We start from the raw sequence: 22,653 nt of genomic DNA, 5'->3' as shown, positions 1-22,653 counted from the left end.
CCGGCTGGGAGCTAGGTTGGAGCCATGACCACCGAGGCCCAGGACCAGAGCGCGCCGCTCGTCGCCGTCGCGTCCGCCGACGCGGTGCTGCGGCACCCGGAGGCGGGCGAGCACCTGCTGACCGCCCTCGAACGGGAGCGCGCCGCGCGTTTCCGGCACGAGTCCGGGCGGGTCGACTTCACCGCCGGGCACCTGCTGGTCCGGCTCTGCGCCGCCCGGCTGCTCGGCGTCCCGGCGGCCGGCCTGGTGCTCGCCCAGCAGTGCCCGGACTGCGGGCTCGCCGACCACGGCAAGCCGTACCTGCCGGACCACCCCGGGGTGCACGTGAGCCTGTCGCACACCCGGGGCGTGGTCGCCGCGGGCGCCGGCCACCAGCCGATCGGGGTGGACGTCGAGCTGTCCGCCCGGGGCGGCTCGCTGGGCGCGGTCGCCCGCCGGGTGCTGGCCCCGGCCGAACTCGCGCTGGTCGAGGCGGACCCGGAGCCGGACCGGGCGTTCCTGCGGCTGTGGGTGCGCAAGGAGTCGCTGATCAAGATCGGGCGGGCCACCCTGGACACCCTCGGCCGGATCGACCTCTCCGCCCTGCCGCTGGCCGTACCGCCGGGCGCGCCGCTGCGCGGCCGGCACGAGGACCTGCACCTGGTCGACTGGACCGACCCGGAGCACGGCGCCGCCGTCGCGGCGGTCAGCACCGCCCCGCCGCGGATCGTGGAGCTGACGGCCGCGGGCTGACGGCCGACGGCAGCGGGCGGGGCGCCGGGGCACCCGCGCCGGGAGGCCCGCGGATAAGCGGTGTTAGCGTGCCTGGTCGTGGGCCCGCCGACCGCGCGCGCCCGCTTCCCAGCCCACCGGATCCAAAGGGTGCCCCGCCATGGCCAAGTTCCTGCTGAGCCTGCACGTCCTCGTGTCGGTCCTGTTCATAGGCCCGGTCGCGGTGGCCGTCAGCATGTTCCCGCGCCGGGCCAAGGCCGCACTGGCCGGCGGACCGGACCAGGCCTCCGACGCGGGCGTGCTGCGCGTCCTGCACCGGATCACCCAGGTCTACGCGCTGCTCGGGGTCGCGGTACCGGTGCTGGGCATCGGCCTGGCCCAGGTGATGGACGTGATGGGCCAGTCCTGGGTGATCGTCTCGATGGTGCTGACCGCGGTCGCCGCGCTCGCGCTGCTGCTCTTCGTGCTGCCCGGCCAGCAGGCCGCCGTGGACGCGCTCGCGCTCGACCCGGCCGACGAGCAGCGCGCCAAGGCCGTCGGCGGCCTGCGCCTGCTGCCGATGACGGCCGGGGTGTTCAACCTGCTGTGGGCCGTGGTCGTGGTCATCATGGTCATCCGGCCGGGATCCAGCACCGGCGTCTGATCCTCCTCGCCCGCTTCGTCCCCTCCCGCGGACCGGGCTCGTTCGAGTACCGTCCTGGGCCATGACGATCATGGCGGGCATGGGCAGCCCGACGGGAACCGGCGTCGGCCCGCTGCTGCGCGGCTGGCGGGAACGACGGCAGCTCAGCCAGCTGCAACTGGCCCTGCGGGCGGACTCCTCGGCCCGCCACCTCAGCTTCGTCGAGAACGGCCGCTCCCGCCCGAGCCGCGAGCTGCTGCTGCGGCTGGCCGACCAGCTGGACGTCCCGGTGCGCGAGCGCAACACCCTGCTGCTCGCCGCCGGCTACGCCCCGCAGTACCCCGAGACACCGCTGGACGACCCCTCGATGGACGCGCTGCGCGGCGGCATGGAGCGGCTGCTGGCCGCCCACGACCCGTACCCGGCGGTCGTCATCGACGGCGGCTTCCGGGTGCTGGCGGCCAACCGCTCGCTCGGCCTGCTCCTCGACGGGGTCGCCCCGCACCTGCTGCGGGCACCGCTCAACGCCGTCCGGATCACCCTCCATCCGGACGGACTGGCGCCGCGCATCGTCAACCTGCGGCAGTGGCGGCGGCACCTGCTGGAGCGGATGGAACGCCGGCTGGAGCTGGTCCGCGCCGAGCCGCTTCGGCGGCTGTTCGAGGAGGTCAGCGGCTACCCCGAGCCGGACGACGGCCCGGGGGACGGCACCGGGGACGGCCAGGCTCAGGGCCCCGCGAGCGGCCCGGCCGGGGACGGCTTCCCGTTCGCGCTGCCGATGCGGATCCGCCACCAGGGGCGGGTGCTCTCCTTCCTCTCCACCGTCACGACCTTCAACACCCCGCTGGACGTGACCGTCTCCGAGCTGGCCATGGAGACCTTCCTCCCGGCCGACGCGGACACGGCGCGGTTCCTGCGGTCCACGGTCGGGCCGGACCCCACGGGCCAGAACACCTAGCGACCGCTCGGCCCAACGACCGCTCGCCCAACGACCGCTCCGCCTAACGACCGGTCCGCCGCAGGGCGGTGGACTGCAGGACGACGAACAGGCCCACCGCCGCGGCCTGCGCCGGGATCCAGACGAGCCCGGCGGTGGTCAGCCCCGGCCACACCGCCACCGCGACCAGGCTGAGCACCACCCAGCCGAGGTTGAGGCCGATCACCGCGAGCACGGCCGGCCGCGGCGGCTGCCGCCGGGCGGCCGGCACACCGACCGCGATCGCGTAGCCGGCGAGGAGGAGCCCGAGGCCGGTCAGGGTGGCGCGGCCGACGCCGAGCAGGTCGCCGAGCGGGCCGGCGAAGGCGAGGTACGCCAGGCCGTTGCCGTCGGTGACCAGGGCGTCCAGGGCGAGGACGCCGCGCACCGTCCACGACGAGAAGGCGGAGCCCGGCCGGGCGGGGGTGCGGGGGTTCGCGTGGGCGGACACGGCGGATCGCCTCCGGTCAGGGGGTGGGAGCCCGGGGCCGTCGCGGCCTCACCGGGGTGCCTCCACCCTGCCCGGGCCGGCCGCGGGCGTCGATGACCCCGCAGGTAATGGCCTCCGCTACGCCCCCGCCCACGCCTCCCGGTCCCACCCGATCCCGCCCAGCGGCCACGACAACCGATCCCGCCCACCGATCCCTCCCACCGGTCACAGCCGCCGGTCACGGCCGCCGGGGCGGCTGCCGGAGCGACACGCCCGCCCGCTTCACCGCGCGGGCGGTGATCGTGGTCTCGACGCGGGCGGCGCCGAGCGGGCCGAGGGTGTCGGTGAGGAAGCGGTACAGCTCGCCGTGGTCCGCGCAGAACACCGTGGCCAGCAGGTTGGTCGGGCCGCTGGTGGCGAACACGCCGTGCACCTGCGGGTGGCCGGCCAGCGCGCTGCCGACCTCGGAGAGTCGGCCGGGCGGCACCTCCAGCCAGAGGTTGGCGTCCACCGCCATGCCGAGCAGGCGCGGGTCGACGGTGGCGTGGGTGCGCAGCAGCCCGAGGCCGTCCAGCCGGTGCAGCCGGCGGCGCACGGTCGACTCGGGCGCGCCGACGGCCGCGGCCAGGACGGCGTGGGACTGTCGGGCGTCCTCGCCCAGCCGCTCCAGCAGCGCGCGGTCGAGGTCGTCCAGCGGCGGCGGCACGGCGGGGCCCGGCGCGGCGGGTCGCGGGACAGCGGGTCGCGGGACAGCGGGTCGGGTGAGCGCGGCGACCTCCTCCCCGGTCAGGTGGCCGGCCCGCCACTGCCCGGCGTCCGCGAAGGCGTGCAGCACCGCGTGGGTGGTGGTCTCGGTGACGGCGGCGGTCGCGGGCAGCTGCCCGTACAGCAGCCGGTCACGGGCCCCGGCGCCGGTCAGCACGACCGCGCCCACCTCGTGGCCACCGAGCATCACGTCGACGAACGGAACGTCGGGGCGGTCCGCCAGCGCCTGCGCGACGGCGTCCACCCGGCCGCTCAGCACCCGGACCCGCAGCAGCAGCGCGCCCACGGCGGCGTCCTCGACGTCGGGCATCCGGACCACCCGCAGCACCCCGGCCTGCCGCATCCGGGCCAGCCGACGGGTGACCGTCCGGGCGGAGACGCCCAGCGCCTCGGCGATCCGGCCGGGCTCGGCCCGGCCGTCCACCTGGAGGGCGCAGACCAGGCGGCGGTCCAGGACGTCCAGCACGGCGTCCGGATCAGCAGTGGAGAGGTCCATGATGTCCGATCCCCGCCGTTTCCGGCGGCTTGAGCGTCCTGTTCGGCCGGACCGACGGTACTCCTGGTCCCGGCAGACCGGAGCGAACCGGTCCGGGAGCAGGGAGGAGTCATCGCGATGAGCGACATGCGTGGAATGCGCGACACACACGAAATGCGCGAACTGTGGACGCTGGCCGGGGGTGTGGCGGCCGCGGTGCGCGAGGTCGGCGCGGAACTGGCGGCCCGCCGGTCCACCGCACCGATCACGGCACGGACCGTCGAGGAGGCCGGGACCCGCTTCGCCGAGCTGGACGGCCCGGCCGCCGCCGGGCTGCGGCAGCGGCTGACCGCGCTGCGCCCGCAGGCCGGCTGGGCGCCGGAGGAGTTGGACGGCTCGGTGCCCGCCGAGGGCGAGTGGTGGCTCTGCGACGCGACCGACGGCGCGGTGCAGTACCTGCTCGGCCACCCGCACTGGGCGGTCACCGCCACGCTGGTCCGGGACGGCGCCGCGGTGCTGGCCGTGGTGCACGCCCCGGAACTGGACGGCGGCCGGACCTACCGGGCCGTCCTGGGCGGCGGCGCCGAGCTGGACGGACGGCCGATCACCCCACTGGAACGCGAGCCGGCGATCACCGTCGCCGCCACCAGCCAGCCGCCGCGGGTCGCCGGGGACCCGGTGGCCCTGCGCCGGGCGGGCGAGTCGCTGTCCGCGATGGCGGGGGCGGTGCTGGCGGTGCGCAACCTCGGCCCGACCGCGCTGCAGGTGGCGCAGGTCGGCTCCGGGCACCTGGCACTGTTCTGGGAGTACGGGCCGGACGCGGGCAACCTGCTGCCCGGCGCGCTGATCGCGAGCGAGGCGGGCGCGGCGGTGACGGACGCCGCCGGGGCGGCCTGGACGGCCGGCTCCGACAGCTTCCTCACCGCCGCGCCCGGGCTGCACGCCGCCGCACTGGGGGTGCTGCGGGCGGTGCGGTGATCAGTCCCCGGGCTTGATGCCGAAGAGTTCCGCGGCGTTGTCGTGGCAGACCGCCCGCAGCCACTCCTCCCCCAGGCCCAGCCCGGCCAGCGCCTCCAGCTGGTGGACGTACCGGTAGGGGATGTTGGGGAAGTCGCTGCCGAGCAGGATCCGGTCCCGCAGACCGAGCAGCCGCGGCAGTTCCCCGCGCGGGAACGGCGCGTCGGACTCGACGAAGTCGGTGAACGCCATCGTGGTGTCCAGCCGGACGGCCGGGTGGCGCTCCGCCAGGTCGAGGAACTCGCGGTAGTCCGACATGCCGAGGTGGGCGACCACCAGGACCAGCCCGGGGTGGCGCTCCAGCACCGCGCCGATCGGGCCGGGGCCGGTGAACCGGCCCGCCACCGGCCCGGACCCGCAGTGCGAGACCACCGGGGTGCCGGTCTCGGCGAGCAGCCCCCAGACCTCGTCCAGCTGCCGGTCCGTCGGGTCGTAACCGCCGACCTGCAGGTGCGCCTTGAACACCCGGGCGCCGTCACCGATCGCGCGGGCGACGTACCCGGCGGCCTCCGGTTCGGGGAAGAAGGTCGCGGTGTGCAGGCAGTCGGGGGTGCGGGCGGCGAAGTCGGCGGACCAGGCGTTCAGCCAGGCGGCCATCCCGGGCTTGTGCGGGTACAGCATCGAGGTGAACGCCCGGACGCCGAACTCCCGCAGCCGGGCGACGCGTTCCGCCTCGGCCTGGCGGTAGGTGATCGGCCAGGGCCGGTCGATGAGCGGGCCGGCCGCGTCGAAGTAGGCCCACACCTTGTCGAGGACGTTCTTCGGCATGAAGTGGGTGTGCACGTCGATCAGCCCCGGCAGCCCCAGGGCCTGCCAGAACTCCCGTACGCCCGCGGCCTCCTGGCCGTCCTCCCGGTCGTCCTCCTGGCCGTGCGCCCGGCGGTCTTCCCGGCCGTCCTCCCGGTGGGCGTTCACGCGGTCACCGGGCGGGCGCGGTCGATGATCGCCGCGGTGTCGGCCCCGGGCGGCAGGGTGCCGAAGGCCGCACCGCGGTCGCCGCCCAGCCGGCTCGCGCAGAACGCGTCGGCCACCGCCGGATCCCCGTACCGGACCAGCAGCGACCCCTGGAAGGCCAGCGCCATCGACTCGACCAGCCGGCGGGTGCGGTACTCCGGGTCGGTCAGGTCCGCGAGCTCCTTGCGCAGCGCGGCCACGGCCGCGTCCAGCCGGCGGTCCGCGCCCGCGGCGGCGTCGAGTTCGCCGAAGAACGCCTCCACGCTCTCCGGGCGCTTGGCCATGGCCCGCAGCGCGTCCAGGGCGGCGACGTTTCCGGAGCCCTCCCAGATCGACACCAGCGGCGCCTCCCGGTAGAGCCGGGGCATCCCGGACTCCTCCACGTAGCCGTTGCCGCCCAGGCACTCCAGCGCCTCGGCGGCGTGCGCCGGACCGCGCTTGCACACCCAGTACTTGGCCACCGCCAGGCCCAACCGCCGTACCAGCGCCTCGGTTTCGTCCCCGGCCAGGGCGAGGTCGGTGGACTGGGCGAGCCGCATGGCGACGGTGGTGGCCGCCTCGGACTCCACCACCAGGTCGGCCAGCACGTTGCGCATCAGCGGCTGCTCGACCAGCGCCTTGCCGAACGCCCGCCGGTGCAGGGCGTGGTGGACGGCACGGGTGGCGCCGTAGCGCATCCCGGAGGCCGCGCCGATGGTGCAGTCCAGGCGGGTCATGTTGACCATCTCGATGATGGTCGGCACGCCGCGTCCCTCCTCGCCGACCAGCCAACCGACCGCGCCGTCGTACTCCAACTCGGCGGAGGCGTTGGACTTGTTGCCGAGCTTGTCCTTGAGTCGCATCAGGTGCAGGCGGTTGCGACTGCCGTCCGGCAGCACGCGCGGCAGCGCGAAACAGCTGAGCCCGCCCGGGGCCTGAGCGAGCGTCAGGAAGAGATCGGACATCGGCGCCGAGGTGAACCACTTGTGGCCGGTGATCCGGTAGGTGCCGTCCGGCTGCGGAACCGCGGCGGTGGTGTTGCTGCGGACGTCCGAGCCGCCCTGCTTCTCGGTCATCGACATGCCGGCGATCAGCCCGCGCTTGGCGTGCGGCTCGCGCAGCCCGAAGTCGTACTCCTTCGCGGCCAGCAGCGGCTCCCACTCCCCGGCCAGGGAGGGGTTCGCGCGCAGCGCCGGGACGGCGGCGTAGGTCATCGAGATCGGGCAGGTATGGCCGGCCTCGACCTGGCCCCAGACGAAGAACTTGGCCGCGCGGGCGGCGTGGGCGCCGGGGCGCTCGTCCCGCCAGGGCGCGGCGTGCAGGCCGTACGAGACGGCGGTGCGCATCAGTTCGTGCCAGTACGGGTGGAACTCGACCTCGTCGACGCGGTGGCCGAAGCGGTCGTGGGTGCGCAGCACCGGCGGGTTCTCGTTGGCCAGCCGGCCCCACTCGGCGGCCTGCTCGGAGCCGGCCAGCCGGCCCAGCTCGTGCAGCTCGGGCTCGGCCCAGCCGGCGCCCGCCCGTCGCAGGGCGGCGAGCAGGGCGGGGTCGGCGGCGGTGTCGTGTCCGTACGGCAGGGGCACCTGGTTGGTGACCTCATGCGTCGCTGTCATCGCGTCCTCCAAGGGCACGCAGGGTGAAGGAGACCAGGGCGGGGACCACCTCGGCGGCGACCGCCCGAGGATCGGTGGCCCCGTTGCCTGCGGGTGTGTCCGTGCTGCTTGCGGGTGTGGCCGTGGCGCCTGCGGGTGTGGCCGTGGTGCCTGCGGGTGTGGCCGTGGCGCCTGCGGGTGTGGCCGTGGCGCTTCCGCGCATGGCCGCGTTGCTTCCGCGCGCGACCCGGCCGCGTCCGGGGGTGGCCGCGAGCGGGCCGGCCAGGGCCTCGCCGACCGCGCCGACCAGGGCCGCGGCGGTCAGCACCGGGTCCTGCTCGGGCAGTTCGCCGCTCGCCACGGCGGCGGCGATCTCGGCGGCGATCACATCGCGGAACGCCCGCCGGAACACCAGGCGTTCGCCGTCCACCACCGCGTCGGCCGGTTCGACCAGCAGCGCGTACGCCAGCCGGGGCACCCGCAGGGCGCGGGCCGCGAAGGTCTCGACCACGGCGGCGATCCGCAGCTGCGGGGTGTCCCGCTGGGCGACGGCCGCGTTGACCGCGTCGATCTCGCGGGTGACCACCCGCCGGAACAACTCCACCGACAGCTCGGCCTTGTTGGCGAAGTGCTGGTAGAGGCTGCCGGTGGCGATCCCGGCGCGGTCCGCCACGGCGGCCATCGTGCAGCCGCCGTAGCCGCGCTCGGCGAGCAGCAGGACCGCCGCCTGCAGTACCGCCTCGCGCTGGGCATCCAGGCGGGCTTGTACGGCGGGCGTGCGTCGGTAGGCCACGGAAAGCATTGAAGCACTGATTCATCGCTTCGGGGAGGGGCCGGGCCGTCTCCGCCGTCGGCCTCCTTCCGCTCCCTCGCACCGGGGCGGAAGCAGGAGGAGGCCGCCCCGGGCAGCGGGGCGGCCTCCTCCGTTCATGGTGCTGCCGGCCGGCGCGCCAGGGCGGCCGGCACTGCAGCGGGGGCAGCGCTACAGCGGGCGGCGCTCCTGCTCCAGCCGCTGGCCCTCGACGTCCAGCGGCCCGAAGGCCGGGATCGACTGCGGCGACTTGGCGAGCGAGCGGGCGGTGTCCTGGTCGCCCAGACCGGCCCACTCCAGCACCTTGGCGGTAGCCTCCGCCGACTGCGCGGCGGGCAGCTTGCCGATGTTGGAGCCGTGGTTGCCACCGGGAACGGTGTAGACGTAACTGTCCTCACTGCCCCGGCCGAGGTGGAACGGCTTGGCGCCCCACGGGTCGTTGCCGCCGTAGACGTACATGATCCGCTCGGCCTCGCGCTTCACCCAGCGGTCGATGTCGGGCATCGCGTAGCGGTTGAAGGTGGTCGGGATCTCCTTCGGCACGTAGCTGCGGGCCGAGTAGAGCTCCTTGTAGTCGTAGTGCAGCAGGTCCTTCAGGTACGAGACGTCGAAGAACGGCGCGCCCAGCTCGGTGGCGGCCTGGTAGTAGTACGCGGTGTACTTCGCCAGCGACTGGTCGCTGTTGCCGGTGATGCCCGACTGCGCGTCGAACCAGGCGTACAGCTCGTCGTCGGTCGCGGTGGCGGCCACCGGGACCTTGGCGCAGTCCGCCTCCAGGCTGTACTGCCAGAACGCCCAGACCACGTCCAGCACGCCCGCCTCGTACGCGCGGTCCGGGGTGCCGAGGGTGGTGAAGGTGGAGCCCGCCGCCTTGTTGTCGGCGGTGTAACGGGCCACCAGCCGGTCGCGGCGCACCAGCAGCTCGCGCTGGGCGGCGTTCAGCCGGTCCCGGCACTCGGGGGTGCCGACGGTGCGGAAGAACTCGCTGTAGGCCGCGTAGTCGTTGACGTCTGTGTTGTTCGGCGCGACGTAGGCGATCGTGCCGGCCACGTCGTCCGGGTAGAAGCGGCGGTAGAAGGTGGAGGACATGCCGCCCTTGCTGGCGCCGGTGGAGAGCCACTCCTGCTGGTAGATCCGCTTGAGCGCGGTCACCAGCCGGTGCGAGTCGGCGGCCGCCTGCCGGATGCCGGCCTTGGACCAGTCCGCCGGCTCGGGGCGGGAGGGGGTGAAGAACCGGTACTCGATGGAGACCTGGTTGCCGTCCACCAGCCGGGTGGGCTCGGTCCGGGACGGGTTGGTGCCCAGGGTGTAGCCGTTGGTGTAGAAGACGGTCGGGCGGTCGTAGCCGCGGTGCAGCAGGCTGAAGCGCTGCTGGAAGGTGCCCAGCCAGGGCCGGAAGTGGTCGATCGGCTGGGTGTAGGTGGCGATGAAGTAGCGGTGGCCGGTGGTGGTCGGCTTCTCCTCGGTGATGGTCACCCCGGGGATCGCCGCCAGGCGGTCCTTGATGTCGGCGTTCGGGTCGTCGGCGGGGCTCCGGCCGTGGGCCGACCCGGCCGCCCCGGCCGCCCGGGCGCCCTGGGCGTCGGCGGCCAGCGCCGGGGACGCCAGGCCGCCGAACGCGAGCAGCGGTATCAGCAGGGTGGAAACCAGCAGCCTTCGCAGCGTGGTTGTCATCAACTCTCCATCTGGTCAACGGACATGACTGCCGCCTCGTGGGCACAACTCTGCGGTGCGGGTGGTACGGCGGCCGCCCGGTGGACGGCCGAATGGGCCATCCGCCGTCGGTGGATGGCCCATCGGGGTAGAAGTGCTGGTCACTGGGGTTGCGCTGCTCTCCGACGGGTGCGTGCCCAGGGTTCGGGTCTGCGGGTGCGGGTCTGCGGGTGCGGGTCTACGGGCGGGGCAGGGTGCAGCCCGCGCGGGTGAGGTCGAGCCGGTTGCCGGCGGCGAAGCAGGCCGGAATCCCGTACGTCTCCTGGGCGTAGCCGATGCCCGGGCGCACCGTCACCGTGCCGCTCTGGTCGACCTCGCAGGGGTTGTCCAGGGTGCAGCGCTCGCCGTTCTCGTTGATCGTGTTGTTCACGGCGACGACCTGGCCGGACGAGGCGTCGACCACCGGCGAGCCGGAGGTGCCGCCGATCACGTTGCAGGTCGGGGTGTAGCGGACCGAGTCCTTGAAGGTCCAGTCGGCTTCCTTCAACCGGTAGGCGAAGCCGTCGATCGAGCAGGAGTAGATCTTCTTCCAGTAACCGGAGACGACCTTGATCGAGGTGCCCTGGACGGGGTGGCCGGCGGCGATGGTCAGCGGGGCGATCCCGTACCGGGACTGGATCGAGGAGTAGCTGGTGTTCAGCTGGTAGATCGACACGTCGGTGTCGGTCATCGCGCCGTAGACCACCTTGGTCGCGCGCAGCGTGGCGAGACCGCCGCCGGAGGCGCTGAGCAGGGTGAAGGTCCGGCTGGAGGGCTGGTTGACGACCACCTGGCCGGGTCCGGGCATGCCGGACTCCAGGCAGTGGCCGTTGGAGAGCACGAGCGCGGGATCGCTCGCGGCCGAGCCGGGCATCCGCACCAGCGAGCCGGAGCAGTTGCTGAGGGCGACCGTACCGGCGAAGTTGACGGCGGCCGAGGGGGCGGCCTGGGAAGTCCGGACGGTCTGGGACGTCTGAACGGTCTGGGACGTCTGAGCGGCCTGGACGGGGGCGGCGCCGGCGAGGGCGCCGGCGCCGACGGCCAAGGCCGTGGCGAGCATGCCTATGAGCGGCTTCTTCATGAGAGACCTCTCGGTGTGGGGGTCCACCAAAACTGTCGCGGACATGACCCCCTGTCAAGAGTCAAGACACGACCAAGAAACCGTCCCGATCACAATGACCGGTTACCGTCCCCACCGGCGCCGGAGCGCCCGCGCTCCCGCTACGCCACCGAGTCAACTCCCCTGCCAGTGACGCCGACCCAGGCTGATCAGCCGCAGCTGGAGGCGCGCGGTGGCGGCGATCCGCCGCTCCCGTTCCGGGTCGGCCTCCTGCGCGTCCAGGAGGGCGGCGGCCGTCGACACCATGTGGTCCACGTACAACTCGGCGAGCATCCGCAGGTCCTGCTCGCTCCACCCCCGCGAGACCGGCTGCAGCGCCAGCGCGGCCCCCACCTCGGCGGCGAAGCGGCCGAGCTCGGCGTCGATCGCCTCGCGCACCCGCCGGACCCCGCCGTGCCGCTCGCGCGCCAGGAAGCGGACGTGCGACCGGTGTTCGCGGACGTGCCGCTCGATCACGTCCACCGTACGGTCGATCAGCTCCTCGGCTCCGCCGGCCTCGGCGAGCACCGAGCGGATCATCACGTGCAGACTGGCCAGCGACTCCTCGACCAGTGCGACCCCGAGGGCGGCGAGGTCCGGGAAGTGCCGGTAGAACGCAGCCGGGGAGAGCCCGGCCTCCCGGGTGACCTCGCGGACGCCCAGGCTGGCCAGGTTCTGATCGGCCAACAGGCGCAATCCCGCGTCCAGCAACGCCCGCCGACTCTGCTGCTTCTGGGCCTGTCTGGCCCCTCCGGTGTGACTCACGCCATTCAGTAAACAGTCGTTTGCCGAACTTGGCCAGCCGGAGTACAGTGACAGAAGTCAGTGAACACTTGTCAACCGAAATCGGCGCACCACAGCCGCAGCCGAAGGAGTCAGCCGTGATCCTGTTCTCCGCCCTGGTCGCCATGGCCGTCCTGATCGGCACCGCCGCCCACACCTCGCTCCCGGTCTTCCTCGCCGCCTCCGCCGCCATCACCGCCTGGCTGCTCGCCTTCGGCGCCCGCGAGGGCATCGCCCGCCTGCGTCACCGCTGACCCGGACGCCCCCCCCGGACCGCACCCACGTCCACTCCCGTTCCAGAGGACCCGCACCGCCATGAGCACCGTCACCACCCCTCAGCACACCGGCCGCCGGGAGACCGCCGAGGCCGACGGCCTGGCCGTCGCCTCCTTCCTCCTCGGCCTCCCGGGCCTCCTGCTCTTCAACATCGTCCTGGGCCCGATCGCCATCACCCTCGCCACCCTGGCCCTGGCCCGCGGCACCAGCCGCCGCGGCCGCGCCGTCCTCGGCCTGGTGCTCGGCATCGCCTCGCTGGTGATCCTCGCCGTCACCACCGCCACCTCGCACGGCGTGCTCATGGACTTCAGCTCCTGAGCCGTCCTCAACTCACCCGCGCCAAAGCGGAACGGTCGAACCACTGATCCCGTCAACCCGCCCCGCGCCCCCGGCCCGCCACGTAGGGTGGCCACATCGGCCGGACGACCTCAGGGGGCAGGAGTGACCGCGGAGAACCGCAGCGACGCACAGGCGGCGCGACCCGCCCCGACGGGCGGACGGCTGCTCGCGGTGAGCGACCTGCACATCTCCTACCAGGAGAACCGCGACCTGGTGGAGAAGCTCCAGCCCACCCACCCCGACGACTGGCTGCTCGTCGCCGGTGACGTCGCCGAACTCGCCACCAGCATCGAGTGGGCCCTCGGCCTGCTCGCCGAGCGCTTCGCCCGCGTGGTGTGGGCGCCCGGCAACCACGAGCTGTGGACCCACCCCGAGGACCCGCTCCCACTGCGCGGCGTCGCCCGCTACGAGCACCTGGTGGAGTTCTGCCGCGGCATCGGCGTGCTGACCCCCGAAGACCCGTACCCGGTCTGGGAGGGCGCGGACGGCCCGGTCCGCATCGTCCCGCTCTTCCTCCTCTACGACTACTCCTTCCGCGCGCCGGGCACGAGCACCAAGGAGGCGTCCCTGGCGGCCGCCTACGAGAGCGGCATCGTCTGCGCGGACGAGCGGATGCTCCACCCCGACCCGTTCCCGGACCGCGACTCCTGGTGCCGCGAGCGCGTCCGGCTGACCGAGGAGCGGCTGGCGGCCTGCGACCCGGACGTCCCGCTCGTCTTCGTCAACCACTACCCGCTGGTCCGTCACCCCACCGAGGTCCTCTGGTACCCCGAGTTCGCCCAGTGGTGCGGCACCGAGCTGACCGCCGACTGGCACCGCCGCTACAACACCGCGGCGATGATCTACGGCCACCTGCACATCCCGCGCAGGACCAGCTACGACGGCGTGCCGTTCGAGGAGGTCTCGCTGGGCTACCCGCGCGAGTGGCGCAAGCGCGGCCTGCCGGACCCGCTGCTGCGCGAGGTGGTCCTGCGGGCCGCGCGCTGACCGCCGCCTCCCTTCCGCATTCGCCCGCAGCCGCAGCCGCCCGCACCGGCACCCGTCCGCATTCGCCCGCAGCCGCAGCCGCCCGCACTCACCCGCAGCCGCCCCGCTTCCCTCAGCGGTCCGCGGCGGCGGCCCGCGCCTTCTCCTCAGCCTCCTCGAAGGTCGCCGAGGCCTCCGGCCGCACCAGCGTCACCACCAGCTCCCCGCCGCTCAGGTCCGCGATCAGCGTGTCCCCCTCCCGCACGGAACCGTCCAGCAGCAGGTTGGAGATCCGGTTGTCCAGCTCCGACTGGATCGTCCGGCGCAGCGGCCGGGCCCCGAACTCCGGCTGGTAGCCGCGGTTGACCAGGAACTCCTTGGCCGCCTCGGTGACCTCCAGCCGGACGTCCTGGGCCCGCAGCCGGCGCCGGCTGCGCTCCAGCAGCAGGTCCACCACCGACAGCAGGTCCTTCCGGGTGAGCGCGTGGAAGACGATCACCTCGTCGATCCGGTTGAGGAACTCCGGCCGGAAGTGCTGCCGCAGGTCGCGCATCAGCTCGTCCCTGATCTGCCGCACGTCCCCCGCGTGCTCCAGGATCCGCTGCGAGCCGATGTTGCTGGTCATGATCACCACGGTGTTGCGGAAGTCGACCGTGCGCCCCTGGGAGTCGGTCAGCCGCCCGTCGTCCAGCACCTGGAGCAGCAGGTTGAAGACATCCGGGTGCGCCTTCTCCACCTCGTCGAAGAGCAGCACGCTGTACGGCTTGCGGCGCACCGCCTCGGTCAGCTGCCCGGCCTCGTCGTAGCCGACGTACCCGGGCGGGGAACCGACCAGCCGGGAGACGGTGTGCTTCTCCTGGAACTCGCTCATGTCGAAGCGGATCATCCGGTCCGGGTCGCCGAACAGCAGCGCCGCCAGCGCCTTCGCCAGCTCGGTCTTGCCGACGCCGGTCGGCCCGAGGAAGAGGAAGGAGCCGGTCGGCCGCTCCGGATCGCCCATCCCGGCCCGGCCGCGGCGCACCGCCTGGGCGACGGCGGTGACCGCCTCCTCCTGCCCGATCACCTTCTCGTGCAGGTGCTCCTCCAGCTTGAGCAGCCGCTCCTTCTCGGTCGCGTTCAGCTCGGCGACCGGGATGCCGGTCCGGGAGGACAGCACCTGCGCGATGTCGTCGGGGGTCACCGCGACGACCTCCTCGCGGGACTCGGCGATCGCCGCCAACTCGTCCTCGGTCTGCCGCAGCTCGGTCTTCAGGTTGGCGGCCCGGACGAACTCCTCGTCCGCGACGGCCTCCTCCAGCTCCCGCTTCAGCTTGGTGATCCGGTCCTGCACCCCGGTCGCCTCGGTGGACCCGCTGAGGCTGCGCAACCGCACCCGGGCACCGGACTGGTCCAGCAGGTCGATCGCCTTGTCGGGCAGGAAGCGGTCGCTGACGTACCGGTCGGAGAGCGTCGCCGCCGCGTCCAACGCCTCGTCGGTGAACCGGACCTGGTGGTGCGCCTCGTAGGCGTCGCGCAGTCCCCGCAGGATCTCGACGGTCTCCTCGACGCTCGGCTCCGGCACCAGCACCGGCTGGAACCGCCGCTCCAGCGCGGCGTCCTTCTCCACGTGCTTGCGGTACTCGTCCAGCGTCGTCGCGCCGACCACGCTCAACTCGCCGCGTGCCAGGGCCGGTTTGAGGATGTTGCCGGCGTCCATCGAGCCCTCGCCGCCGCTGCCCGCGCCGACCACGGTGTGCAGCTCGTCCAGGAAGAGGATGACGCTCTTCTCGGCCGCCGTCACCTCGTCGATCACGCTCTTCAACCGCTCCTCGAACTCGCCGCGGTACTTGGAGCCGGCCACCAGCGCGGTCAGGTCGAGGGTGACCACCCGCTTCTCCTCGAGGCTCTGCGGCACGTCCCCGGAGACGATCCGCTGCGCCAGGCCCTCCACGATCGCGGTCTTGCCGACCCCCGGCTCACCGATCAGCACCGGGTTGTTCTTGGTCCGCCGGGAGAGGATCTCGACGGTCTGCTCGATCTCCTCGGCCCGCCCGACCACCGGGTCCAGCCGGCCCGAGCGCGCCGCCTCGGTGAGGTCGCGCCCGTACTCGTCCAGCGTCGGCGTCCCGCTCGGCTGCGCCCCCGCACCACCGCGCTCGCCACCGGCGCCGCGCTCGTCCAGGACCGAGTGCAGCGCCTCCTGCGAGGGCGCCGCGTTGCGCAGCGCCACCCCCGCGCCCGAGCGCTCCTGGTCCAGCAGCGCACCGAGGATGTGCTCCGGCCCGATGTACGAAGCGCCGACCGCCCGCGAGCGGGCGTGCGCGGCGAGCAGGGCGCGCTTGGCCGAGGGGGTGAGCGCCGGCCGGCCGTCCACCGCGTCCGGGGCACCGGACGGCAGGGCCTGCTCCAAGTCCCCGGACAGCCGGTCCGGATCGATGCCCGCCCGCTCCAGCATCCGCCGCGAGGGCTCCACCCGGGTGGCCGCCCACGCCAGATGGGCGGTGTCGAGGTCACTGGAGCCGTCCTCGGCCGCACGCTGCGCGGCCAGCGCGAGCAGCTCCTGCGAGGACTCGCTGAGCAGCCGCCCGATCGGCACCCGCTGCACGGCGGGCGGGGAGGCCAGCGGACTCATCCCGAAGAACCGGCTGAGCAGATCGGAGAACGGATCGTTCGATCCGAACGGGGGCATGGTCACGGCCTTCACCTCTCCCAAGCGGTTTGCAGCCACACAAACACAGCCCGCCCACCCCCGCCCGTCGAGTCGCCCCCACCCCAACGGAGCCGGCACGGGCCACCACCGCCTACCCCAGCACCGGCGCCACCGCCCGCCACAGGTCCTCCGGCCCCCGGTAGAGCACCCCGGTCATCCCCAACGCCACCGCCGCATCGACGTTCTCCTGCCGGTCGTCGACGAACAGGCACCGCTCCGGCGCCACCCCGGCCCGCTCCGCCGCGATCTCGTAGATCCGCCGCTCCGGCTTGGCACTGCCGACCAGGGAACTGTTCACCACCTCGTGCGCCAGATCGGTCAGCCCCATCCGCGCCAGGTCCTCGTCCAACCACGCCGTCGCATTGGTCACCAGTACCACCCGGCAGCGCTCCCGCACCCGCCGCAGCATCCCCACCACGACCTCGTCCGCCCAGAACGGCGAGTTCGCGAACGCCTCCGCCAACCCCCGCGCCTGCCCCTCCGACACCCGCCCGGCCAGCCCGCGCGCGATCGACTCCACCCACTCCGCCCTGCCGATCCGCCCCAGCAACAACGGCCGGTCGTTCTCCGGCGCGAACCCCACCCCGGCCGTACTCCCCTCCCCCAACCCCGCCGCCCGCTCCAACGCCGCCACCCCGGCCCCGTCGAAGAACCGGATCACCCCGTCCACATCACACAACACCGCATCAAACGCCCTGGTAGTCACCCCTTTTCCCTACCAGCAGCACCACGCCCTCCCGACACCCGGGGTGCGCCCGGCGCCGACGAGTCGGACACCGTGATCGTTTGGGGGAAGTCCAGGAGGACAAGTCCGACAACAAGGCAGCCCGAGCCTGCCGCAGAACTGCCGCAACGACTGCGGCCCAGGTCAGGAGCATGCTCCTGACCTGGGCCGCAGTACACGTTCAATCGTCCAGGGGGTGGGCGCGGACGGTTTCGAACCGCCGACATCTGCTTTGTAAGAGCAGCGCTCTACCACTGAGCTACGCGCCCCCCGTCGTGGCCCGATGGGCGTACGACGAGTGCCTAGGGTACCTGGTCCCGGGGGTGGTGTGGGCCAGGCGTCCGGGGTGGAGGGGTGGGAGGGGGTGCCGGGGCGGTGGGGTGATCGGGGAGAATGGGGCCGGATCAGCGGGTCGGAGCAGGGAGCGCGCAGTGACGGTGGCCGGCGGGAGCGGGCGGGGGCGGCGTCGGGCGGGGAGTGCGCTGGCGGACGCGCTGGTGTTGCCGGTGGTGCTGGCGGGTGCGTTGGGCGCGGTCGGGCTGGCGTCGGCCGGGACCGGTGGGTGGTGGGGCCGGCGCGGCGCAGGTGAGGGTGTGCGGGCGGGGGCGAGGGAGGCCCGGGCCGCGGCGCAGGAGGCGTTCTACGAGCTGGAGGAGACCCAGCGCGAGGTGCAGCTCGCGGTGGAGACCGTCCGTGCGGCGGAGGACGGGCCGACGGTGCAGCGCGCGCTGGCCGATCTGGCGGCGATCTCCGGCCGGGTCGACCAGGTCACCGTGAACTACCTGGGCGCCCTCGACGCCCACAACCTGGACAGCGAGGCCCTGGACGCGGGCGCGGCGGCGCAGGCCAAGCGCCAACTGGAGGACGTGAAGGGCCAGCTGGGCTCCGCCCGGGCCGAGCTGAACGACTTCCTGCAGCGCCTGCAGCCGACCGTCCAGCACGCCGAGCAGCAGCTGATGCGGGTCACCCCCGCGGTCGAGCAGGCCAAGCGCGCGCTGCTCACCGCCTCCAACGCGCTGGACGAGGCGCGCGGCGCCGGTCTGCGGGCGGACGACCTGGCGGCCCGGCTGGCCGAGCTGGCGCCGGAGCTGGGGCGGCTGAACGAGGGCCCGGCCCGGCACGGGGTGGCTGGCACCCTGCAGCGCGCGGACGACGTGCGGCAGCGCGCGGAGGCGATCGCCGCCGACGCCGCGCAGCTGCCGGAGCGGGCACGGGAGATCGACCGGCGGGTGGCGAGTCTGCGGACCCGGATCCAGGCGCTCGAGACCAAGGCCGGCACGGTCGACCCCGCCCTGAGCGAGCTGCGCCGCCGGTTCAGCGCCGCCTGCTGGCAGGACCTGCAGCGGGTGCCGGACCAGGTCGCGGAGACCGGGCGCGCCGCCGAGCGCAAGCTCGCCGAGGCCGCCCGCGCCCGGGACGAGCAGCGCTGGGCGGAGGCCACCGGCGCGATCGGGACGGTCCGCGCGCTGCTGGAGACCGCGGACGGCTCGGTCGCCGCGGTGAACGACCGGCTGCGGCAGCTGAACGAGGTGCAGCACGACCCCAACCGGGAGATCGAGCGCGCCCGCTTCGCCATCCGGGACGCGCAGCGGCTGGCGATGGCCGGGCGCAGCGCGCCGGACCCGCGGCACGCCGCCCCGCTGGACGAGGCGGTGGCCCGGCTGGACCGCGCGGTGGCCACGCTGGAGGCGGCCGGCCGGCACCCCGACTACTGGGCCTTCCTCACCGAGTTGGCGGCGGTGCGGGAGACGTCGGCGCGGGTGATCGGGCTGATCCGCGGTGACCTGGGCGGGCACCACTGACCGGTGACGGTCGAGGGTGATCGGTGACCGGTGACGGCTGAGTGGTGACGGCTGAGCGGTGAGGGCGGGAGAACGGCGGGGTGGCCTCGGTACCCTGCCGTTATGCCACGTTACGACTTCCGCTGCCGCTCCTGCGGCGCCACCTTCGAGCTCCGCCGCCCGATGGCGCAGGCCAACGACCCCGCCCTCTGCCCCCAGGGGCACGAGGACACCGTGAAGCTGCTGTCCACCGTCGCCGTCACCGGCGCGGCCACCGGTCGACCGGCCCCCGCCGCCGGGGGCGGGAGCGGGGGTGGCGGCGGCTGCTGCGGCGGAGGTTGCTGCGGCTGACCGAAGCCGAACAGCAACCGGACGACAACCGGCGACAGCCGCACGACAACCCGGACGACAACCCGGACAGCAGCCGGCCGGCCGCTAACCCGCCGTAACCCCCGCCAGGAACCGCCGGACGATCTCCTCCCCCGCCGTCACCCCCACCTCCTCCAGGGCGGTGACGCCGGGGGCCGTCCAGCCGCTGTCGGCGAGTTCGCCGTGCCCCGGCCGCCACCCCGCGTCCGCCGCGAGCAGCAGGTCCGCGTCGAGCAGCGAGTCCCCGGCCGCGAGCACGGTGGTCGCGCCGCTGCGCCGGACGACCTCGGCGAGGGCGGCGCTCTTGGTGAGCGGCGCCGGGACGGCGTACACCTTGCGGCCCTGCAGCGAGACCACCCAGCCGCGCTCGGCGCACCAGCCGGTCAGCTCCTCCAGCCAGCCGGCCGGCAGCGCGGCGCGCTCGACCACCAGGTAGGCGAACAGCTCGTCGGCGACGCGCCGCTTGTGCGTCCACTCCGGGTCGGCGCACAGCGCGAGCCGCCGGACGACCTCCTCCAGCGGGGCCGAGCCGGCGTCGATCCGCGCGGTGATCTCGGCGCGCCAGTCGTGGTCCGGCACGCCGTCCACCAGCAGTTGCCCGCCGTTGGCGCAGATCGCGTACTCGGGGAGCCGGTCCGACGTCGGGCCGGGCAGGGTGACCCGCTCGTACTGCTCCGGCGTCCGGGTGGTGGTGGGGACGAAGCGGGCCTGCCGGGCGAGGTCGGCGAGCAGCCCGGCGGCCCGTTCGGTCATGTAGGACAGCGGCCGCCCCTGGTACACCTCGACGCAGAGCAGGCGCGGCGCGAGCCGGTCGGGGACGTCCAGGGCGAGGGCCCGGTCGGAGTAGATCAGCGTCCGGTCGAGGTCGCTGGCCACCAGGACACTCATCAGGAATCCCTCCCCGCCACGGAGGCCGTCGAAGCCACCGACCCCACCGAAACCACCGACCCCGCAGAGGCCGCGGACGCCTCCGGCGCCTCGGACCCCCCGGACACCGCCGACCGCCCGTCGGCCCCGGTCGCCCCGCGGCTGTAGCGGGGGTGGATCAGGCCGACACAGGTGTACGGCAGGCCGTCCACCTCCTCGACCTCGACGCCGCGCTGGGCGGCGAGCAGCCGGACGTGGTCCAGGTCGGCGCCGGCGCCGCGACGGGCGAGGATCCGCCAGGGGACACGGCGCAGCAGCACCCGGGTGGTCTCGCCGACGCCCGGCTTCACCAGGTTGACGTTGTCGATGCCGTACTCGGCGCTGATCCGCTCGACGGCGGCCCAGCCGGCCCAGTCGGGCGCCCGGTCCGGGTCGGCGGCCAGCCGGTCCGCGCCCTCGACGGCCGATGCGCGGACCTCTCCGAAGCACCCGGCCACCGCGTCCAGGAAGGCCGCCGAGACGTCGCTCCCGGCCAGCTCGGCGTAGTGCTTGGCCCCGTGGAAGTCGTCCGGGCCGATCAGCCCGGCCCGCAGGACGGTGCGCGAAACCAGCCCGGACACCGTGGAGTTGAGGCAGGCGGACGGGATGAGGAAGTCGTCCCGGGTGCCGTAGGTGCGCACACAGCGGCCCGGGTCGGCGAGCACCGCGAGGTCCGGATCGAAGCCGGTGCCGGCCAGCGCGTCGGCGAGTTCCCGGGTGATCGCGCCCTTGCCCGTCCAGCCGTCCACGAACACCACGTCCTGCGCGCGGTGGTGGGCCGCCAGGTAGCGCAGCGCGACCGGGTCGATGCCGCGGCCCCGCACGATCGAGACGGCGTAGTGCGGTACGGACAGGCCGTGGGCGAAGGCCAGCCAGCGACGGATCAGGACGCCGACGGGCGTACCGGCCCGGGCCAGCGAGGCGAGCACCAGCCCGGGGCCGCGCTCGCGCAGCAGCGTCTCGGCGACGGTGCCGACGGCGAGCGCGATCCGGCGGGCGGAGCCGTGCAGCGCCTGCTGGAACAGCTCCTGGTACGCGGGACTGGGCTGGTACTCGACCGGCAGCGACTCGGCGTAATGCGCGCCACCGTTCTGCACGGCCTCCTCGCGCTCCTCGGTGGGGGCCTCCAGCGCGACCCCGGAGAGGTCCTTGAGCAGCCAGGCCACCTCCTCGGCCCGGTAGGACGAGAACGCCGGCCCGTACAGGGGGGTCGGCAGTGCGGGCACCGGCCCGTCCGAGGGTGACGGCGAGGGCGACTGCACAGGCGACAGCGCGGGCAGCAGCGGAGGCAGCGGCGCGGCCGACGGCGGGGACACCGGCCGGTGCGAGGGCAGCACCGCGAGCACCACCCGGTCGGTGACCTGCCGCAGCTGGCCGAGCAGCGCCCGCTCGCCCCGGTGCAGCGCCGGGGTGTCGCCGACGTCGTCCACCACCAGCACGACGGCGTCGAACCGCCGTGCCGGATCACTGCCGGGGGCGACGTTGTACGCGTAGCGCTCGCGCGAGGCGTCGTCCTGCGGGTCGTCGTGGGCGGGGAAGGCCAGCCGGGTGCGGATGGCGTAGCCGGGGTCGTCCACCGCCAGGACGGGCGAGCGGGTGGTGGTGGAGTAGCGGACGCGGTCACCGCCGAGCCGCTCGGCCAGGGCGTCGGCCAGGCGCAGCGGCGCGTACATCAGTTCTTCGAAGCCGAGCACCAGCACCCGCCGCGCCTCGGCGGGCAGGGCCTCGGCGAGCTGCCCGGCCAGCCGGGGCAGCGCGGCGTCCAGGCGGGCACGGTCACGGGCGGTGAAGCCGTGCCGACCGCCGTCCGGGAGCCCGACGGGCCAGTCCAGCTCGGCCCGCACCAGCTCGGCCCGGACCGGCTCGGCCCGCACCAGCTCGGCCCGGACCGGCTCGGCCTGCACCAGCTCGGCCCGCGCCGGCTCGGCCCGCACCAACGGCGCCCCGCCGTCCGCCGCCACCTCCGCGATCAGCCGCTGGGCCCGGTCCAGCAGGTCCTCGGGCAGCTCGACGCCACCGCTCGCGGTGGCCACCAGGTCCAGCCGGACGCCGAGTCCGTCGGCGGCCTCCGCGAGCCGGTCCCGGTCGGCGGCGGAGCGCAGGTCGACCAGGGCGACCACGACGTAGTGGTCGCGCGGGTGGCGGGCGTGCAGTTCGCGGATGGTGTTGAGCACCGTCCGACCGGTCGAGAACTCGTCGTCCACCAGCACCAGCGGCCCGTCCCCGGCGAACAGTTCGGGGTCGGACGGGAGCAGCAGGTGCGAGGTGGCGTGCGAGTGCTCCTCCTCGAAGCCGCCGACCGGGGGGATCCCGGGCACCGGGCGACGGGTGGAGTGCAGGTAGGGGGCGTCCAGGCCGTCGGCGACACTGTGGCCGAGTGCGGTGGCGGTCTCCGCGTAGCCGAGCACGACGGCCCGCGCGGCCGCCTCGTCGCCGAGCAGGTCGCGGACCCTGCGGCCGAGTTCGAGCCCGGCGCCGTGGACCACCGAGGGCCGCTGCGGCACGTGCTTGCCGAGCACGGTGGAGACCAGCAGGTGGGCGCGCTTGCGGTTCTCCCGGAGGGCCAGACCGACGAGTTCGGGGAGGCGCTCGGAACCGGTCAGCGCGATCCCGGTCCGGTCGGCGACCCAACGGCCGGTCCACGTCTGGGGTGTTGCTGTCACTGCTGGTCCTGCCTTCGATGGTGCGATGGTGCGT

At 74.2% G+C, this 22,653-nt stretch carries 21 protein-coding genes and 1 tRNA gene; 9 read left to right on the top strand and 13 right to left on the bottom strand.

What is annotated here, in order from left to right:
• Positions 1–24: 24 nt before the first annotated feature.
• From AB0Q99_RS12175 to AB0Q99_RS12165, 3 genes are all read left to right on the top strand, one after another.
• On the top strand, positions 25–732 hold the full coding sequence (locus AB0Q99_RS12175) for a 4'-phosphopantetheinyl transferase superfamily protein (RefSeq protein ID WP_363570679.1): 708 nt from the start codon (positions 25–27) through the stop codon (positions 730–732).
• Positions 733–871: 139 nt separating this feature from the next.
• Positions 872–1,354 carry a hypothetical protein gene (locus AB0Q99_RS12170; RefSeq protein WP_363570677.1) on the top strand — a complete coding sequence of 161 codons (483 nt, stop codon included), beginning with the start codon at positions 872–874 and terminating at the stop codon, positions 1,352–1,354.
• A 61-nt stretch (positions 1,355–1,415) separates the two neighbouring features.
• Positions 1,416–2,291 carry a helix-turn-helix transcriptional regulator gene (locus AB0Q99_RS12165; protein WP_363570675.1) on the top strand — a complete coding sequence of 292 codons (876 nt, stop codon included), beginning with the start codon at positions 1,416–1,418 and terminating at the stop codon, positions 2,289–2,291.
• 43 nt (positions 2,292–2,334) lie between these two features.
• Here AB0Q99_RS12165 and AB0Q99_RS12160 read toward each other — a convergent pair whose 3' ends face one another.
• Positions 2,335–2,697 carry a hypothetical protein gene (locus tag AB0Q99_RS12160; protein WP_363570876.1) on the bottom strand — a complete coding sequence of 121 codons (363 nt, stop codon included), beginning with the start codon at positions 2,695–2,697 and terminating at the stop codon, positions 2,335–2,337.
• Positions 2,698–2,977: 280 nt separating this feature from the next.
• On the bottom strand, positions 2,978–4,000 hold the full coding sequence (locus AB0Q99_RS12155) for an Lrp/AsnC family transcriptional regulator (RefSeq protein ID WP_363570673.1): 1,023 nt from the start codon (positions 3,998–4,000) through the stop codon (positions 2,978–2,980).
• 117 nt (positions 4,001–4,117) lie between these two features.
• Here AB0Q99_RS12155 and AB0Q99_RS12150 point away from each other — a divergent pair, with 117 nt between their 5' ends.
• Positions 4,118–4,957 (top strand): inositol monophosphatase family protein, encoded by an 840-nt coding sequence (locus AB0Q99_RS12150; RefSeq protein WP_363570671.1) that lies wholly within the window; start codon positions 4,118–4,120, stop codon positions 4,955–4,957.
• Here AB0Q99_RS12150 and AB0Q99_RS12145 read toward each other — a convergent pair whose 3' ends face one another.
• The 6 genes from AB0Q99_RS12145 to AB0Q99_RS12120 form a co-directional block, all read right to left on the bottom strand.
• The gene (locus tag AB0Q99_RS12145; protein ID WP_363570874.1) at positions 4,958–5,803 is read right to left on the bottom strand and encodes an amidohydrolase family protein; all 846 of its coding nucleotides are present in this window, start codon (positions 5,801–5,803) and stop codon (positions 4,958–4,960) included. It abuts the gene before it with no gap.
• 104 nt (positions 5,804–5,907) lie between these two features.
• Positions 5,908–7,542 carry an acyl-CoA dehydrogenase family protein gene (locus AB0Q99_RS12140; protein ID WP_363570669.1) on the bottom strand — a complete coding sequence of 545 codons (1,635 nt, stop codon included), beginning with the start codon at positions 7,540–7,542 and terminating at the stop codon, positions 5,908–5,910.
• Complete coding sequence (locus AB0Q99_RS12135) at positions 7,526–8,314, bottom strand: TetR/AcrR family transcriptional regulator (RefSeq protein ID WP_363570667.1); 789 nt, start codon at positions 8,312–8,314, stop codon at positions 7,526–7,528. The genes AB0Q99_RS12140 and AB0Q99_RS12135 overlap by 17 nt, the downstream gene beginning before the upstream one ends.
• 189 nt (positions 8,315–8,503) lie before the next feature.
• Entirely contained in the window at positions 8,504–10,006 is a 1,503-nt protein-coding gene (locus AB0Q99_RS12130) for a S28 family serine protease (RefSeq protein WP_363570665.1), read from the bottom strand.
• Between the two features lie 217 nt (positions 10,007–10,223).
• Positions 10,224–11,105, bottom strand: coding sequence for a serine protease (locus AB0Q99_RS12125; protein WP_363570663.1), 882 nt, complete (start codon positions 11,103–11,105; stop codon positions 10,224–10,226).
• A gap of 153 nt (positions 11,106–11,258) precedes the next feature.
• Entirely contained in the window at positions 11,259–11,888 is a 630-nt protein-coding gene (locus AB0Q99_RS12120; protein ID WP_363570661.1) for a TetR family transcriptional regulator, read from the bottom strand.
• 116 nt (positions 11,889–12,004) lie between these two features.
• Between AB0Q99_RS12120 and AB0Q99_RS12115 the strand changes: the two genes are divergently transcribed.
• From AB0Q99_RS12115 to AB0Q99_RS12105, 3 genes are all read left to right on the top strand, one after another.
• The gene (locus AB0Q99_RS12115; protein ID WP_189918519.1) at positions 12,005–12,160 is read left to right on the top strand and encodes a hypothetical protein; all 156 of its coding nucleotides are present in this window, start codon (positions 12,005–12,007) and stop codon (positions 12,158–12,160) included.
• A gap of 61 nt (positions 12,161–12,221) precedes the next feature.
• Positions 12,222–12,500, top strand: a complete 279-nt coding sequence (locus AB0Q99_RS12110; RefSeq protein ID WP_363570659.1) for a DUF4190 domain-containing protein — start codon at positions 12,222–12,224, stop codon at positions 12,498–12,500.
• A 123-nt stretch (positions 12,501–12,623) separates the two neighbouring features.
• Positions 12,624–13,508, top strand: a complete 885-nt coding sequence (locus tag AB0Q99_RS12105) for a metallophosphoesterase (RefSeq protein WP_363570657.1) — start codon at positions 12,624–12,626, stop codon at positions 13,506–13,508.
• Between the two features lie 112 nt (positions 13,509–13,620).
• Here the strand turns inward: AB0Q99_RS12105 and AB0Q99_RS12100 are convergent, their stop codons facing one another.
• The 3 genes from AB0Q99_RS12100 to AB0Q99_RS12090 all read right to left on the bottom strand — a co-directional run bounded on the left by AB0Q99_RS12100 (position 13,621) and on the right by AB0Q99_RS12090 (position 17,169).
• The gene (locus AB0Q99_RS12100; RefSeq protein ID WP_363570873.1) at positions 13,621–16,155 is read right to left on the bottom strand and encodes an ATP-dependent Clp protease ATP-binding subunit; all 2,535 of its coding nucleotides are present in this window, start codon (positions 16,153–16,155) and stop codon (positions 13,621–13,623) included.
• A gap of 112 nt (positions 16,156–16,267) precedes the next feature.
• Complete coding sequence (locus AB0Q99_RS12095) at positions 16,268–16,882, bottom strand: HAD-IA family hydrolase (RefSeq protein ID WP_363570655.1); 615 nt, start codon at positions 16,880–16,882, stop codon at positions 16,268–16,270.
• 215 nt (positions 16,883–17,097) lie between these two features.
• A tRNA-Val gene (locus AB0Q99_RS12090) sits at positions 17,098–17,169 on the bottom strand.
• Positions 17,170–17,331: 162 nt separating this feature from the next.
• On the opposite strand from AB0Q99_RS12090, the gene AB0Q99_RS12085 reads away from it, so the two are divergent.
• Together AB0Q99_RS12085 and AB0Q99_RS12080 are read left to right on the top strand one after the other, a co-directional pair.
• Complete coding sequence (locus AB0Q99_RS12085) at positions 17,332–18,702, top strand: hypothetical protein (protein WP_363570654.1); 1,371 nt, start codon at positions 17,332–17,334, stop codon at positions 18,700–18,702.
• 102 nt (positions 18,703–18,804) lie between these two features.
• Positions 18,805–19,032 (top strand): zinc ribbon domain-containing protein, encoded by a 228-nt coding sequence (locus AB0Q99_RS12080; protein ID WP_363570652.1) that lies wholly within the window; start codon positions 18,805–18,807, stop codon positions 19,030–19,032.
• Between the two features lie 84 nt (positions 19,033–19,116).
• Here AB0Q99_RS12080 and AB0Q99_RS12075 read toward each other — a convergent pair whose 3' ends face one another.
• Both AB0Q99_RS12075 and AB0Q99_RS12070 read right to left on the bottom strand, forming a co-directional pair.
• The gene (locus AB0Q99_RS12075; protein ID WP_363570650.1) at positions 19,117–19,938 is read right to left on the bottom strand and encodes an HAD family hydrolase; all 822 of its coding nucleotides are present in this window, start codon (positions 19,936–19,938) and stop codon (positions 19,117–19,119) included.
• Positions 19,938–22,619: a phosphoribosyltransferase gene (locus AB0Q99_RS12070; protein WP_363570648.1), complete on the bottom strand. Its 2,682-nt coding sequence runs from the start codon at positions 22,617–22,619 to the stop codon at positions 19,938–19,940. Before AB0Q99_RS12070 ends, AB0Q99_RS12075 begins: the two co-directional genes overlap by 1 nt.
• Positions 22,620–22,653 lie beyond the last annotated feature (34 nt).

Source organism: Kitasatospora sp. NPDC086791 (genome assembly GCF_040685975.1).
GTDB lineage: Bacteria > Actinomycetota > Actinomycetes > Streptomycetales > Streptomycetaceae > Kitasatospora.
Note: the sequence above shows the minus strand (reverse complement) of the source record. Positions and strands in the feature narration are given on the sequence as shown.

Coding starts and splice junctions, on each gene's coding strand:
- AB0Q99_RS12175 (WP_363570679.1), top strand. CDS start 25: ATGACCACCGAGGCCCAGGACCAGAGCGCGCCGCTCGTCGCCGTCGCG.
- AB0Q99_RS12170 (WP_363570677.1), top strand. CDS start 872: ATGGCCAAGTTCCTGCTGAGCCTGCACGTCCTCGTGTCGGTCCTGTTC.
- AB0Q99_RS12165 (WP_363570675.1), top strand. CDS start 1,416: ATGACGATCATGGCGGGCATGGGCAGCCCGACGGGAACCGGCGTCGGC.
- AB0Q99_RS12155 (WP_363570673.1), bottom strand. CDS start 4,000: ATGGACCTCTCCACTGCTGATCCGGACGCCGTGCTGGACGTCCTGGAC.
- AB0Q99_RS12150 (WP_363570671.1), top strand. CDS start 4,118: ATGAGCGACATGCGTGGAATGCGCGACACACACGAAATGCGCGAACTG.
- AB0Q99_RS12140 (WP_363570669.1), bottom strand. CDS start 7,542: ATGACAGCGACGCATGAGGTCACCAACCAGGTGCCCCTGCCGTACGGA.
- AB0Q99_RS12130 (WP_363570665.1), bottom strand. CDS start 10,006: ATGACAACCACGCTGCGAAGGCTGCTGGTTTCCACCCTGCTGATACCG.
- AB0Q99_RS12125 (WP_363570663.1), bottom strand. CDS start 11,105: ATGAAGAAGCCGCTCATAGGCATGCTCGCCACGGCCTTGGCCGTCGGC.
- AB0Q99_RS12110 (WP_363570659.1), top strand. CDS start 12,222: ATGAGCACCGTCACCACCCCTCAGCACACCGGCCGCCGGGAGACCGCC.
- AB0Q99_RS12100 (WP_363570873.1), bottom strand. CDS start 16,155: ATGCCCCCGTTCGGATCGAACGATCCGTTCTCCGATCTGCTCAGCCGG.
- AB0Q99_RS12080 (WP_363570652.1), top strand. CDS start 18,805: ATGCCACGTTACGACTTCCGCTGCCGCTCCTGCGGCGCCACCTTCGAG.
- AB0Q99_RS12075 (WP_363570650.1), bottom strand. CDS start 19,938: ATGAGTGTCCTGGTGGCCAGCGACCTCGACCGGACGCTGATCTACTCC.